Source organism: Buttiauxella sp. AC142 (genome assembly GCF_979253435.1).
In genome coordinates, this window is record NZ_CEEDCH010000001.1 from 90,923 (window position 1) to 105,656 (window position 14,734).

At 53.3% G+C, this 14,734-nt stretch carries 11 protein-coding genes; 1 reads left to right on the top strand and 10 read right to left on the bottom strand.

Annotated features, from left to right (window positions below):
* Positions 1-57: 57 nt before the first annotated feature.
* The 6 genes from AC0IWZ_RS00400 to AC0IWZ_RS00425 form a co-directional block, all read right to left on the bottom strand.
* Entirely contained in the window at positions 58-990 is a 933-nt protein-coding gene (locus AC0IWZ_RS00400; protein WP_172895793.1) for an ABC transporter substrate-binding protein, read from the bottom strand.
* Between the two features lie 76 nt (positions 991-1,066).
* Positions 1,067-2,062: an ABC transporter permease subunit gene (locus AC0IWZ_RS00405; protein WP_471678410.1), complete on the bottom strand. Its 996-nt coding sequence runs from the start codon at positions 2,060-2,062 to the stop codon at positions 1,067-1,069.
* The gene (locus AC0IWZ_RS00410; protein ID WP_471678409.1) at positions 2,055-3,578 is read right to left on the bottom strand and encodes a sugar ABC transporter ATP-binding protein; all 1,524 of its coding nucleotides are present in this window, start codon (positions 3,576-3,578) and stop codon (positions 2,055-2,057) included. Before AC0IWZ_RS00410 ends, AC0IWZ_RS00405 begins: the two co-directional genes overlap by 8 nt.
* 424 nt (positions 3,579-4,002) lie before the next feature.
* Positions 4,003-4,359, bottom strand: coding sequence for a putative T6SS immunity periplasmic lipoprotein (locus AC0IWZ_RS00415; RefSeq protein WP_471678408.1), 357 nt, complete (start codon positions 4,357-4,359; stop codon positions 4,003-4,005).
* Positions 4,356-4,904 carry a type IV secretion protein Rhs gene (locus AC0IWZ_RS00420; protein WP_471680482.1) on the bottom strand — a complete coding sequence of 183 codons (549 nt, stop codon included), beginning with the start codon at positions 4,902-4,904 and terminating at the stop codon, positions 4,356-4,358. Before AC0IWZ_RS00420 ends, AC0IWZ_RS00415 begins: the two co-directional genes overlap by 4 nt.
* 78 nt (positions 4,905-4,982) lie before the next feature.
* A complete protein-coding gene (locus tag AC0IWZ_RS00425; protein WP_246864843.1) occupies positions 4,983-5,414 on the bottom strand; it encodes an Hcp family type VI secretion system effector in 432 nt (143 codons plus the stop codon).
* 273 nt (positions 5,415-5,687) lie between these two features.
* On the opposite strand from AC0IWZ_RS00425, the gene AC0IWZ_RS00430 reads away from it, so the two are divergent.
* Positions 5,688-8,252 carry an ATP-binding protein gene (locus AC0IWZ_RS00430; RefSeq protein ID WP_471678406.1) on the top strand — a complete coding sequence of 855 codons (2,565 nt, stop codon included), beginning with the start codon at positions 5,688-5,690 and terminating at the stop codon, positions 8,250-8,252.
* 212 nt (positions 8,253-8,464) lie between these two features.
* Here AC0IWZ_RS00430 and AC0IWZ_RS00435 read toward each other — a convergent pair whose 3' ends face one another.
* Genes AC0IWZ_RS00435 through AC0IWZ_RS00450 form a run of 4 tightly spaced genes read right to left on the bottom strand, consistent with a single transcriptional unit; the run spans position 8,465 to position 14,727 of the window.
* Complete coding sequence (locus AC0IWZ_RS00435; RefSeq protein ID WP_471678405.1) at positions 8,465-10,570, bottom strand: site-2 protease family protein; 2,106 nt, start codon at positions 10,568-10,570, stop codon at positions 8,465-8,467.
* Positions 10,567-11,919, bottom strand: a complete 1,353-nt coding sequence (locus tag AC0IWZ_RS00440; RefSeq protein ID WP_034492525.1) for an efflux RND transporter periplasmic adaptor subunit — start codon at positions 11,917-11,919, stop codon at positions 10,567-10,569. Before AC0IWZ_RS00440 ends, AC0IWZ_RS00435 begins: the two co-directional genes overlap by 4 nt.
* Positions 11,916-12,812, bottom strand: coding sequence for an efflux RND transporter periplasmic adaptor subunit (locus AC0IWZ_RS00445; RefSeq protein ID WP_471678404.1), 897 nt, complete (start codon positions 12,810-12,812; stop codon positions 11,916-11,918). Before AC0IWZ_RS00445 ends, AC0IWZ_RS00440 begins: the two co-directional genes overlap by 4 nt.
* Before the next feature lie 7 nt (positions 12,813-12,819).
* On the bottom strand, positions 12,820-14,727 hold the full coding sequence (locus tag AC0IWZ_RS00450) for a TolC family protein (protein ID WP_471678403.1): 1,908 nt from the start codon (positions 14,725-14,727) through the stop codon (positions 12,820-12,822).
* Positions 14,728-14,734: the final 7 nt, after the last annotated feature.

The window sequence follows — 14,734 nt, forward strand, 5'->3', positions numbered from 1 at the left end:
GGTAAATATGCATTCCATAACCCGAAGGATTATTCACCTACGAGTTTGGAAAATCGGTTATTTCACCGTCCAGCCCTTATACGTGCCGATATTGTTTTTATCGATCATCGTCACCGGGATCAGCACAGGCTCTTTAGGCGCTGGTTTGCCTTGCAGAATGTCGTAACCAATCTCCACCGCTTTCGCCGCCATCACTTGCGGATCTTGCGCAGGTGTTGCGACAAACAGCGTATTTCCACCGCGTTTCAGCGCTTCTTCCGCATCCGGGCTTCCATCCACGCCGACGATAAAGAATTCGTTACGTTGAGCTTGTTTCGCTGCCAGATCGGCACCGATCGCGGTTGGATCGTTGATGGCAAACACGCCGTCGATCTTCGGATTAGCCGCCAGTAATGAGGTCATCACTTCAAGTCCTCCTTCACGGCTGCCTTTGGCGTTCTGGTTAGAAGAAAGGATCTTAATGCCCGGGTGTTTTTTAAATTCGGTTTCACAACCTTCAACACGGTTTTGTACCGCAGAAACCGGCGGCCCGTTGATGATCACCACGTTGCCTTTTTCTTTCAGGCGATCCGCAATGTATTTACAGGCCATCTCGCCCGCCTGGGTGTTGTTCGAGGTGATCGTTGCATCGGCACCTTCCGCCGCCACGTCCACCGCCACTACCACGATCCCGGCGTCTTTAGCGCGTTTCACCGCCGGGCCGATCCCTTTAGAATCCGCCGCGTTCAGAATGATCATGTCCACTTTCGCGGCAATAAAGTTATCAATTTGCGATACCTGCTGGCCGAGATCGTAGCCGCTGGAAACCAGCGTCACTTTCACGTTGTCGCCCGCCAGTTTTCGGGCTTCAAGCTCTGCACCTTTGGTTATCTGTACGAAGAACGGGTTGGCGAGGTCGCCCACCGTCACCCCGATGGATTTCAATTCTTTTGCCTGAACGAAAGGCACAGCGGCAATCATGAGTGCAGCAGCGAGTAGTTTTAAACGCATGGTGAATCTCCTGTCTGGTTTTGTCGGATGACGCTCACGCTTATCCGACCTACGACTATTGTTGTGTTGTGTTTTGTTATGCACTTTGATGGTGACGGGTACGGTATTTATCGATCAGCACCGCAATGATGATCACCGCACCCTTGATCACCAGTTGCCAGAAATACGAGACGCCCATCAGCGTCATGCCATTGTTGAGCGTGGCGATAATCAGCGCGCCGACCAACGTGCCGGTAATCGTGCCGATACCGCCGACGAAACTGGTGCCGCCAAGAATCACCGCAGCGATGGCGTCCAACTCATAACCCATCCCAAGATTGCCATTGGCGCTGTAGAGTCGCGAAGCACTCATCACGCCGCCTAGCCCGGAAAGCAAACCGCTCATGCCGTACACGAACAGCAAAACCAGCCAGACTTTGATGCCTGTCAGGCGTGCGGCCTGCATATTGCCGCCGACCGCGTAGATATGAACGCCAAGCGTGGTGCGGCGCAGAATGAACCAGCAGACCACAATTACCGCCAGGGCAATAACAACCAGCCACGGAATCGGCCCGAGATACGAGTTGCCTATCCATTCAAAATTGATATTGGAGTTAATCACCGTGGTGCCGTCGGCCAGCAAATAGGCCGCTCCGCGCAGCGCGGTATAAGTGCCGAGCGTGACGATAAACGGCGGTAGTCCGGCCCAGGCGACCAACATGCCGTTAAACAGCCCCAGCCCGGTGCCCATCATCAGCGCGGCAGGAATCGACAGCGATTCCCAACCCGGCATCAGCGAAACCACCATCGCGGTCACCGCCGTGGTGCCCAGAATGGAGCCAACGGAAAGATCTATCCCACCGGTTAAAATAATGAAGGTCATCCCGGCGGCGAGCACGATGTTGATCGACGACTGACGGGCGATATTCAACAAGTTAGATTCGGTAAAAAAGTTTGGCGTGATAAAGCCAAAAACGGTGACGATTAGGATCAAAATCGGCAAAATTCCGACGGTTTGCATCAAATCGCCAAACAGCGCTTTTTTCAGCGAGGCAGATTTGGCGACTTGTTGTGGCGTGGTTGGGCTAGCCATGGTGAACCCCTTTTTTATGGGCATCTTCAACGCCGGTTGCCAGCGTCATAATCTTCTCTTGCGTGATATCAGCGGCGTGCAACTCCCCGGCGATACTGCCTTCACGCATCACATACACCCGGTCGCTCATGCCGACCACTTCAGGCAATTCACTGGAGATCATCAAGATCGCCACGCCCTGTTTTGCCATCTGACTCATGATCCGGTAGATCTCACTTTTCGCACCGACATCTACCCCGCGCGTTGGCTCATCAAGGATCAAAATGCGCGGGCCGATCGCTACCCAGCGTGAAATCAAAAGTTTTTGCTGATTGCCGCCAGACAGCCCGCCAGCCCGTACTTGCGCGTGTGGCACGCGAATATTCAGCAAACTGATGGCATCGTCAGAAATGGTCTGGGCTTTTTTGCGATCCAGCCAGCCGTAGTGCGCGTCACGCTCAAGGGTCGCCATGGTGATGTTGTCTTGCGCGGCGAGTTCGAGGAACAAACCCTGCTCTTTGCGGTTCTCGGTCAGGAAACCGATCCCGTGGCTAATCGCTTCGCGTGGTGAATGGATTTTGACGGGCTTGCCGTCGATTTCGATGCTCCCACCCGTCGATTTGCGCACGCCAAAAATCAGCTGTGCGAGTTCAGAACGCCCGGCACCGACTAGCCCCGCAAGGCCGACTATCTCGCCGGATTTCACTTGTAGACTGACCGGCTGGACTTTTACGCCGTCCGTCAGGTGGTGAACGTTCAGACGCACACTGCCGAGCGGAATATCGCGCTCTTTATTAAACAAATCGCTGAGTGGGCGGCCGACCATCATGCGCACCAGCTCGTTGGCATTGAGGTGTTCACGCGTCAGGCTGCCGACATATTGCCCGTCGCGCAGCACGCTCACGCGGTCAGAAAGCTCGTACACTTCCGCCATGCGGTGGCTGATATAGATAATCGCCATGCCTTCATCGCGCAGCCGCATAATCAGCTCGAACAGGCGGTGCGTTTCACGCGAGGAAAGGGCAGCGGTGGGTTCATCCATCACTAAAATGCGGCTGTTGCGGTGCAGCGCGCGGGCGATCTCCACCTGCTGCTGTTCGGCAATCGTCAGGCGCGAAACCAAATCGCTGGCCTTAAACTGCGCGCTGAGGCGGTCGATAACCGTCTGGGCCTGCATCACCATCTCTTTGCGCTTGACCAGACCGCCGTGAGAAAGCTCGCTGCCGAGGAAGATGTTCTCAGCGACCGTAAGATTCGGCGCAAGCTGCATCTCCTGGTAAATCAGCGTGATGCCTGCGTTGAGTGCGTCTTTCGGCCCTTTGATGCTGTAGGGTTCGCCGTTAATTAAAATCTCGCCGCTGGTGGCGGTATAGGCTCCGGCGAGAATCTTCATCAGGGTACTTTTCCCGGCACCGTTTTCCCCCATCAGCGCGTGAATTTCGCCGGGGAACACCGTTAAGTCGACACCTTTCAACGCATAGAACTTGCCAAATGATTTGGCAATATTGCGCATCTCCAGAATGGGAACGCTACTCATGGTGCGACTCCTGCGGGTGAAGGTTCGATTGCTGCCAGTTGAACACGTCAAAGTAAATGCAGAATGTCAGAGGCTGTTCACATTTGTCATATACCCATCATTCTTCAAATACCGGTACGTTGATTGCGCCTCGGAGAATGTTGGAAATATGAGTGAAGAACTTTTAGATGGAAGGTTATTTTTCTATATGCTTCGCTATTTTCCAGACCGCGACGATGACAATAAAAATTGAAAACAACGTTGACTTCCCCCAATGCTCAGGAAAATATCTGTAAAAAGTGCAGGACAAAATAATAATAATGGCCAACGGTAAATATGAATACAATGTTTCGGTTTTTATCCAGTCAAAAAAGAACTGTTTCATGAATCGTTTCATTTTACTCTCATCATATAGATACACATCAGCTGCTTAAGGTATTCTTAATCATTGGTTTAATCCTGTGACACTCCCGTTATTATCGATAAAAAAATCATAGTGATAATTAATACCATTCAAGTTATAACTTGATGAATACTGGTAGCCCATATTCAGGTCTACATTTATACAGGTATCAGGATAGGAGAGTTTAACTCTATCATTAACGACGAGTCTTTTTTCCCCACCTTGATTAGAATACAAAGTATAGCGACTTAGCACATCATTTTTATTCACACTGAAACATATATTTCCTCGTGTTACGTAGAATGGTTTATAATCTCCGATTTCTTTCCCTTCTCTATTTCCACCAGGGCAACCTGTTAATAATGTACATAAAAGAATTAAAAAAAATAAGTTTTTCATTTAGGAAAGATCCCTAACACATTTTCGTATATAGCCAACAGATTTATTTCTGGTGCATCAGCATTATAATCTCTGTAAGCATAAAGATTACTGTTCCCAAAGAATCCATAATTTTTTAACAACCAGTAATCACTCACAATACTTGCTTGTTGTTCTAACCCATAATCAAGCAATCTAGCCTTGTCTAAACTATAGGTGTAATCAGCAACCCAAGAGAAAGCTCCTCTGGTTCTTACCCACATTCCTCGTTGATGTTGCCAGACATGCATCATTTCATGAAGAAAAAGATGCTTAAAACTTGGCCCATGAGAAAGAGAGAAGTCATCCCGATATTTTTCCTGCCTAAACCACATTTCACCGTTAGGACTCATAGCTTGTCCTGGGTTCTGCAGATTAAAAGGTAGGTAACTTTCTAAGTGAATCCATACTTGATTGTAGTGAATACTGAAACCATAAAGTGTAGAGGCTAATTTAATCTCACCTAATGTTAATCGCCTCAGCCCTCCTTCCGATATAGCATTATATTTTGTTTGCCCTTGATACATATCTTGAATCCTACTTAGCTAATGAGTTGTCTTAGCGTCGTTTAATATTATACAAGTTAGTCATTACTTCGCATGCTGTTAGAGGACACGATCCATCCACAAACTATAAGAACTTGTTCCTGCGGTGCAATGTTCCCAACTAATTGCTTCATAAACAAATGAAACTGTCTCTTCCGCAAGCCCTTTGCTGTCGTCAACTACATGGGGGACGTGGAGCTGTAAGTCACAAATACGCGCGTCGGTCAATTTTATAATGTAATACAGCTCATTTATACCAAAGCGATTGGTCCTATACACAGGAAATTCACAAGTTAATATTTCATTGTCATTAATTGCTTTACTCAATAATGGTGAGGATTTATCAATAGGTTTTCTGATGGTTAGGCAGTGATGATTGACGTTATCAATGCGTGTTAGTCGGTGGTTTAACTCATATACCATAATTTGATCAAGATGTGAGATCTGCGCTTTATTTCCAATTGAATCAAGGGACATACATCCTACAGATATTAACCCCTAATTTTTTCCATTAAGTGTCAGATAAATTGAATTTGCCATGTTGCACCTTACTTTAGTGTAAATAATTAGTAATTTAATGGCTGCTTATTTATTGGATATTGAATTTTGAATTTCGAATAAATAATTCTACCGACTTGTCGAGGGAGCTATTAAGGTTTCCATGCTTTATTGCAGTGATTGCCTTTGAGTGGAGAATACTAGACACCAGTTGGAGAATATGGCAATTCTGTTTTCATACATTCGGCTACAACCCGGAGCCAAACCATGCCAACACCCCACACACCCTTTCTCACCAGCGCCCGTGGACGTTTGCTGTCCTTTAACCTGCTGGTAGTAGCGGTGACTTTGCTGGTGTGCGGCGTGGCGATTTTAGGTTTTGATCACGCCAGCCGCTTGCAGGAGCAAGTTCAGGGGCAAACGCTGAGTGATATGTCCGGCAGCATGGAGCTGGCGCGGGATACCGCCAATGTGGCGACGGCGGCGGTGCGTCTCACGCAAGTGGTGGGTGCGCTGGAATATCAAAGTGAAGCGCAGCGTTTGCAACAAACGCAGCAGGCGCTACAAAACTCGCTTAATCATCTGGCTAATGCCCCGCTGGCTAGCCACGAGCCGGAGTTGGTTACACGCATCACGGAGCGCAGCAACGAGCTGGAAAGCAGCGTCACGCGGATGCTGGAACTCGGTCATCGTCGGCATCTGGAGCGCAATGCGCTGCTCAGTGCGCTGTATCAAAACCAAAGTTACTTGCATCATATTCAGGATATCAATGCCCGTGACGGGTTAGCGCTGCCGGAGGCGCGGCTGCTAACGGAAATGGACCGCTTGATTCTGATTGCCATTCAAACGCCATCGCCAAAAGCGACCGTAGTGCAGCTTACGGACGTGATGGCGCAACTCCCGAAGCACGCCGATTCACCGCTGGTTGATGGGATATTGCAGGATTTAACCGCTCATTTGCAGCAATTGCTGCCACTTGCGGATCAGCTTGAAAACAGCGATCTCGGGATTTCCTGGTACATGTACCACATCAAAGCGCTGGTCGCGTTTTTGAATCAGGACATCAACCTGTACGTGCAAAAAGTGGCGCAGGAGTCGCTCAACCGTACCGAGCAGAGCCACAAAGAGCTGCAATCAATGATTGCGTTTATCGGGCTATTTGCCCTGCTGGCACTGGTGATTACGGGTTTTGCCGGGTGGTATATTTACCGCAACCTCGGCTCGAACCTGACGGCGATTTCCCATGCGATGACGCGGCTGGCGCGGGGCGAGCGCGATGTAAGCGTGCCTGCGTTGCAGCGGCGTGATGAACTGGGCGAGCTGGCGCGGGCATTTAACGTTTTTGCGAGAAACACCGCATCGCTGGAACACACCTCGAAACTGCTGAAAGAAAAAAGCACGCAACTGGAAACCACCTTCCACGCCATGCGCGACGGTTTTGCGCTGTTTGATAACGATGGATTCCTGGTGGTGTGGAACCCGCAGTATCCGCTGCTGCTGGGGCTTTCGCCGGAGCATCTCCAGCGTGGGCAACATTATATGAACCTGCTAAAACAGGTGACGCCGCTCCAGGAACATATTGTTGAGAACCTTTCGCGCCCGCTTCCTAAACCGCAGGAGCTAAGGCTTGCGGACAATCGCACTATCGAGCTGCGTTTTAGCCCGGTGCCGGGGCGCGGCATGGTCAACGTGGTGCTGGATCGCAGCGAGCGTAAAGCGCTGGAGGAGGCGCTGGTTCACAGCCAGAAGATGAAAGCGGTGGGGCAGTTAACGGGCGGCCTGGCGCATGATTTCAACAACTTGTTGGCGGTGATTATCGGCAGCCTGGAACTGACATCTGTGGATTCGCCTGATGCCATACGCATTCAGCGCGCCTTAAAAGCCGCCGAACGTGGCGCACAACTGACCCAGCGCTTACTGGCGTTTTCCCGCAAACAGTCACTGCACCCGCACGTGGTGTCGATGAAACATCTGCTGGAAAACCTCGACCCGCTGATTCGTCATTCGCTGCCTGCCGCTCTGACGCTTGAAATTGAAGCCCAGCATCCGGCGTGGCCCGCCTGGATTGACGTTAACCAGCTTGAGAATGCGATTATAAATCTGGTGATGAACGCACGTGACGCGATGGACGGGCAAAGCGGCAGCATAAAAATTCGTACCTGGAATCAGCGTGTGGTGCGTTCGGGCGGTGGAAAGCAGGATATGGTGGCGCTGGAAGTGATCGACAGCGGGCAGGGGATGTCTGCGGAGATAAAAGCCCAGGTCTTCGAGCCGTTTTTCACTACCAAACAGACGGGAAGCGGCAGCGGTTTGGGGTTGTCGATGGTGTATGGATTTGTGCGCCAGTCCGGTGGACGAGTGGAAATTGAAAGTGCGCCAGGGCAGGGAACGTTGGTACGTTTACAATTGCCGCGCGCGCCCGCGCAGGCGGTCAGCGAAGTATTACCGGAACCAGCAGGAGCTAATGCTGAAGAGAACCCGTTAGTGTTGGTGCTGGAAGATGAACACGATGTGCGCCAGACGCTCTGCGAGCAATTGCATCAGCTTGGCTATCTGACGCTGGAAACCAGCGACAGCCAGCAGGCCATGCAATTGCTGAAAGATGTGCCGGATATTCAAATTGTTATCAGCGATTTAATGCTTCCTGGGCCGATGAGCGGGGCAGAGGTGATCCAGCACGCTCGCGAGCATTATCCGCATCTGATTTGCTTGTTAATCAGTGGCCAGGATCTGCGCCGCAGCGGGCAGCAACTGCCGCCGGTCGAGCTTTTGCGTAAGCCTTTCAACCAGCAAAAACTGGCGCAGGCTTTGCGCCTTGCACGGAATCCATAACATTTTGTGTCAGGTTTGCAAATCAATGAAAAGGTCATCGTCAAACAATTGACTAAAAGTCTGGAAACGGACATTAATAGAACGACCCCTTCCAGTATCGCAGGAGGAAGTGGGTGGGTCCAGGACACAACTTAGCTGCCACATGTATTGATATGCACCTCACTGATCATCCTGTAGCAAGGACTTAGCCCCTCTGCAAAGAGGGGCTGACTTTACCCGTCTTTCCCCATACCCGTCTGCTGAATTAACATCAATGACACGCTATTAAACCAGCGATGCGCAAGACTCTGGCGTTGGCTCTCAACCGAAATTTCGGCGAGATTCTCCCGGTTAAGCTGCGCGGTTTTCCCGTCACCTTCAATCGACACGCGATACCACACGCCTTGCGGGCGCAGATCTTTTGCCTGAGCCGTCGGGTTCAGCTGCACCGGGCCGCCATGATCTTTAGCCAGCAGCAGCGAGGGCAGGCGCGTCACTACGTTATGATCGATAGAAACCACACGCCCGATAAGCGGATGCCATTCACCGTTCTGATAAATTTTGGCGGGTGAACCCACACGTAATCGCGCCAGATCTTCCTCGCCCACCAGCGCTTTCACTCGCCAACGGTCGGCATTCACCAGGGTCGCGATGTGTGACGTTGGCGAAACCCAGCTTCCAGGCTGCAACGACAAATCACGGTCTTCAATCCTTCCCGCAGACGCCGCCACCAGCCGCAGACGCAGCAATTCGCTGTTGCCCGCACTTTGCTGAAGCGAATACTGGCGTGCCATTTGGTCTGCCAGCACCTGTTTTGCCGGGCCGTCTTTATCCAGACCCAACGCACCCCGCGCGCTGAATTCCCAGGCCCGGCGCATCTCTTCGGCCTTGCGCTGCGACGTTTCCGGCAGCGGGGCAATCAACTCAAACAGCGGCTGCCCGGCTTTCACTTCTTGCCCGTCGGTGACAAAAACCTTCTCAAGTTTTGCACTGTAAGGCGTATAAATCGGCTGCACAAAACCGGCTTCTATCACGCCCGGCAGGCTCACTTTATTCGACCACGGCACAAAAATGGCCAGCAACACGACGGTTGTAATCAACAGTAATCTGCGGCGATAAAACGGCTGGCTTTCCTGCCGACGCGCCCAAATAGTTTTGATTTCTCTGATCATCGGCTGCACCACAAAAGTCACAATCTCTATTAAAAACAGCACCACGCCCAGCGCCTTAAAGAAGGCGTGATAGACCAAAACCGCGATGCCGATAAACAGTAGCAGGCGGTAAATCCAGGTTGCGAAAGCAAATACCGTCAGAAAGCGGGCGAAGGCCGGAGTGACGTTATCGGGCTTTGGGTCGTTGATGCCAAACAAATGCCAGCGCATCGCCCGCTTCGCCCAGTTTCCGGCGCGTTCGTGAAGGCCTGGAAAATCGAGAATATCGCTCAGAATGTAGTAGCCATCGAAGCGCATAAACGGGCTGGCGTTGACTACCACCGTCATAATCCAGGCGGTGGTGGCGAGGAAAAACAGTGCGTTCTTTACGCTGCCTTCGGGGGCGAATGACCACAGCAACGTCGCCCACGCCGCCAGCACCAGCTCAGAAACAATCCCGGCGGCGGCGATTTTTAGCCGGTCGCGCGAACGAATCAGTTTCCAGCTTTCGCCGGTGTCGGTGTAGGCCATCGGCAACATTACCAACAGCGCGACGCCCATATGCCCGACCCGCACGCCATGCTTTGTAGCGGTCAGCGCGTGGCCCATTTCGTGCCAGCATTTGGAAAATACCAGCGCGATGGCAAACGCTACGGCACCGTGCCAGTTCACCGAATTATGCAGCGTGGCGACGACGGTATCCCACTGGCGAGCCGCCAGCACAATACCGGTGATTGCCACAAACAGCGTCAGCCAAAGAAAGGTTTTGCTGAACAGCGGTTGCACCCACGGCAGCGCTTTGCGCAGGGCTTTTTCCGGGTGAACCAGCGGAATGCGGATAAACAAATAGCTGTGCAGCAGCCATTTCCACGCCGACGATGCCGGGCGAAAACGGGCGGTGCGCAGCAGTTGCTGTTGCTGCAAAAACAGCACAAAGGCTTTGATATCTTCTTCTTCGACATTCAGCGTGGTTTGCTGATTAATTGCCTGCGCGATCTTCCCGGCATCGGCTAATTGCCAGCGTTTGAGGATTTCAATTTCCAGCCAGCCGAGACGGAAAAACAGGTTTCGCACCGGGTCTGATAAATGCCACGCCGGGGAGCCGTCGCGGTTGCTGCCCGCGCTGTTGAGGCGCAGTTCATCGCGCAGCGCAGGCCACGGTGGAGCGGTGGCAGCGGCGTTGATCACCAGCCGCTCCCGGCACGCAATGTGGCGATGGGGCGGCGCAGCAGCAAGTAACCGAGCAGCGCCCAGTCACCTGTCACGCGAGCCGTACCCTGCAAGCCGATACGCGCCACCGCCGGTTTACCATCAAGCGTGCCGCGCAGCAGATAACTGGCGATGCCGTTCGGCGCTTCGACGGTTTGATAGCCCGCGTAATCCAGTTTCGCGGTAAACGAGTCCAGCGGCGCGACTTTCAAAAACACTTTCATTGGCGCACCGTGATCAAGGTTGGTGGACTCGCTCACGGGTGCCCAGGCGCGAACGCCTAAATTGTTCGGATCGGCGAGTAAACCAATGCGCTCGCCGGTCTGTACCGGGCGGCCAGCCCAGTCATCCGGGTCGGAATAGACAAACACGCCGTTGCCGGGGGCGCGAATCGTCAGTTTTGCCAGATCGCGTTTTATCGACTCGACTTCGACTTTTTTCTCGCGATATTTGCCTTCTGCCATCGCCAGCTCTGATTTCGCCTGCTGATCTTCAATGGCTTGTTGCGAAGCCTGATGCAGCGTGGTTTCTGCGGTTTCCAGTTCCGCCTGCGCCACTGCGAGACGATTGTGTAGCGTGGTGTCGTCAAGCGTCGCCAGCACCTGGCCTTTCTTCACATCACTATTAGGCAAAACCACCATGCGTTGAATCACGCCGGAATCCGGGGCGGCAATCACTTCACTTTGTAGCGAGATAATTTCAGCGGGAACCAGCGTGTATTCCCGCACCGGAATACACATCACCAGCACAATCGCCAGCAGGATATAAGCCAGACGCCGCCCGGTATTACGCTGCCAGAATTGCCGGAACCGCGAGGGCTTTGCGGTCAATGCCCACCAGGCGTAACCGTATAAACCGCTCAGTTGCAGCAGCGCAAATTCCGGTGAATCCGGGGCAAGCGAGGTCGGCCAGGCGTCATCGCGCCCTAAAAACCACAGCGCGTGAATTTCGCCGTCGGCACCGGTTAACGGCAGCACCCAAACGTGCGGCGGCAGCCATTCGCTCCACTGGCGGGCGAGCGGTTCACTGAGTTGTGCAGGAGCCAGCGCCAGCACGCGGGCTTCGGGCGGCAGCGCCCGGCAATGGGGGGCGATTTCTTTGGCCACATCCGCCAGCCACAAGGCGTACGGTGTGTTGTTGTCGGTATCACTTAACCCGGAATGGGCGACCAGTTTTGCGCGGTTTGATGCACTGAGGGACAGCAGCGCCGCCTGGCGATATTCCACCAGTTGGCGTGTTTCATTACATATCGCGAAGCCTAACTCTGCGCAGTGGCTTATCGCTTCTACCCTTGCTGCAAGCTGGTAGAAGGCTGTTGGGGAAGTCACGAATTTGCAGCTCCGCTTTTCAGGCAACGGGTTTCATCCGGCGGGCAAATCGCCACGGCTTGCCCACTCATCCCTGGCAGCACGTCGTCCGTTTTTTCCGGGAAGCGGGTTTCGATTTCGATGGTCTGGCTGACGGCGTCCACTTTGCCGCTGATATTGGTCACGGTGAGCGGATATTGTTTGCCCGTTTCACCGACCGAGGCATTCAGTTGCGAGCCAATTTTCAGCCACGCCACCCAGTTTGATGGCACGTTTAAACGCGCGCGCAATGTGCCGCTGCCGACGAGATCAATCACCGGCGCTCCCGCACCAATGCCCTGGCCTTCTTTGACGTAGATTTTCGCCACCCGTCCGTTAAACGGTGCGATGAATTTGCACTGCGCCAACTGGGCGTCAAAAATCCCCATCTGGCCTTTGGTACGGTTCACTTCGGAGGCGGCTAAACCCACTTCCAGTGCGGCGGCAGACTGCAAACCTTGTAGTTTTGCTTTGGCTTCGTAACGCAATTGCGCGGCGTGATATTCCGCTTCGGCGGCATTTTTACGCGCCACCAAATCGCTACAGTCCATGGTCGCCAGCACTTTATTTTGCGTGACGGAATCGCCGAGCTGCACGTTGATTTTCGCCATGCGTCCGGGAACCACGCTGGAAAGCGGGCTTTCGCGGTTGGCGAGCACCAGGAAACGCACCTGGGTGTTGCCGTCCTGGGCAAACGCAGGAACAGACAGGCAGGAAAGGGCGCAGATTAACCCGGCGATAAATTTTTGTCGGATGGTGCTGCGCTTATCCGACCTACGAAGACCATTCAAGGATGCATTCACCGGACTAAAATGATTCGCATGTTTTGTAGGGTGGATAAGCGTAGCGTCATCCACCATTGTTTTTGTATTCATAAAAGCCTCATGGCGTCGCGGTCAGAACAGGGGGCGCTCCTGCGAGCCTCTGCAAATCACTGGTAATGGATAACGTCGCGGCTTCTGCCAGGGCGGTAATGGAACGCGTACTGGTTTCGTTTGGCAGGTAACTGGTGTACTGGCGCGTCAGCACTTCGGCTCCGCTCGCATCCTTCACGCGCATCGTCCACACGCCTTTACGCGTGCCGCTGCTGGCTCCGGTGCTAAAGCTCATTTGCAGATTTAGGCTATTTGGCGACGGTTCCAGCGACAGGTGATTGGCTTCAATCACACGGCCAACCGACTGTTCGACAGCACCACGCGACACGCCTGACGGCACGCGAGTAATCTGAATCGCAATCGGGTGTTTTTCCACGCTGATGCCCGCGGTACGAGCAAATACGCTGCTTTCTTGCTGGCGCAAACTGGTGGCGATTTGTCGCGATAAGCTGGCAACGTCGGTTTTTGTGACCTGATCCGGCAGCAAATCAATCCCCACGGAGTTCAGCACGCGCCCGTAAGCGGCCTGGGCTTCGGCATACGATGAGGCTTCCTGGAAGCGCGACACAATCGAACGCGCCTGAGTACGCAATGTTTCGAGGTCACTGGTCAGCGAGTTGTCAGATCCGGCGCGGGAAATACTCGCCAGGCGTTGATCGACCTGTGCGGATTGCTCGGCAATCTGGAAGTCATACGAGGCAAGTTTGTAGCGCTCGGTGGCTACCCGCACCTGGGTCAGAACCGCCATACTCAGCGCCATGCGGCGAGCGTCGTCGGTTTGTGCGCGGGCATCGTTGGCGGTGCTGATGGCCGGAATACTCAGCAGCTTGAACAGGTTCATCGAGACACCCACGCCGCCTTCAATCCAGTCATTGTTGTAGAGATAATCGTTGGAGTCGTAATTCAGCCCGGCGAACAAGTTCAGGCTCGGGAATAACGAGGCAATCTGGCGCTTGGTTTCGTAACTATCGATACGCGTTTTGTAATCTTCTTCGCGCAGCTCAGGGCGGCGTTCGAGCGCCATTTGCTCAAGCTTATCAATATTTGTCGGGGCCGGAGCCAGCGGCGTTGGCGTGTCTTGCAACACCAACGGCGTGCCTGGCGGCAAGTTGATAAGCGCGGTTAGTTCGCTTTTTGCCAACTCCATTTGCTGGCGCTTCTGGTTCAGCAAGGTCATGGCATCAAGCAGGGCGCGTTGATATTCCAGCCCTTCAATTGGCGGCAGGATCCCGGCCTGTTCGGCTTCACGCGTTTTATCCAGCGCCTGGGCAATTTGCTCGGCCAACGGTTGAGTTTCGTCGAGTAAACGCTGCGCACCCAGCGCACGCCAGTAGGCATCACGCACTTCCTGGACGATGTTTTGCAGCACTTTACGGCGGCGTTCTTCGGCAATGTTAACTTCATCGGCCTGCTGTTTGGCTCGGAAGTAGCTCATCCCGAAATCGAGCAGATCCCAGGAGAAGGTGGCGCTGGAAAGATAATGTTCGCGCTCTTCAGATGTGGACGGACGCAAGCTGACCAGCCCGTCATCAATGCCGACGCTGGTGCCGCCGGAGTCGTTATTACGCCAGCGATAGCCCGCATCTGCCATCAGTTTTGGCAGCATGTCTTGTTGCGAAACATCCAGCAAACTGCGCGACAGCGCGGTTTCCATCATTTTCAGGCGGTAGTCGAGGTTGTATTTCAACGCGCGCGCCATGGCGTCGGACAACGTCATCGGGCCGCTGAGTGCTTCCTGCCCACGGTACATTTCCGCCCGGTCACGATTCACTCGCGCGGTTATTTCATCCTGAGAAAGCGGTTCCGGTTTAATGGTGCCACAGCCTGCCAAAATCAGCACCGCAATCAACCCGGCAACAGGCTTGATTAACGGCACGCCACGTTTTTTTTGTTCAGTTATCACGTATGCGTTCATCGTTGTT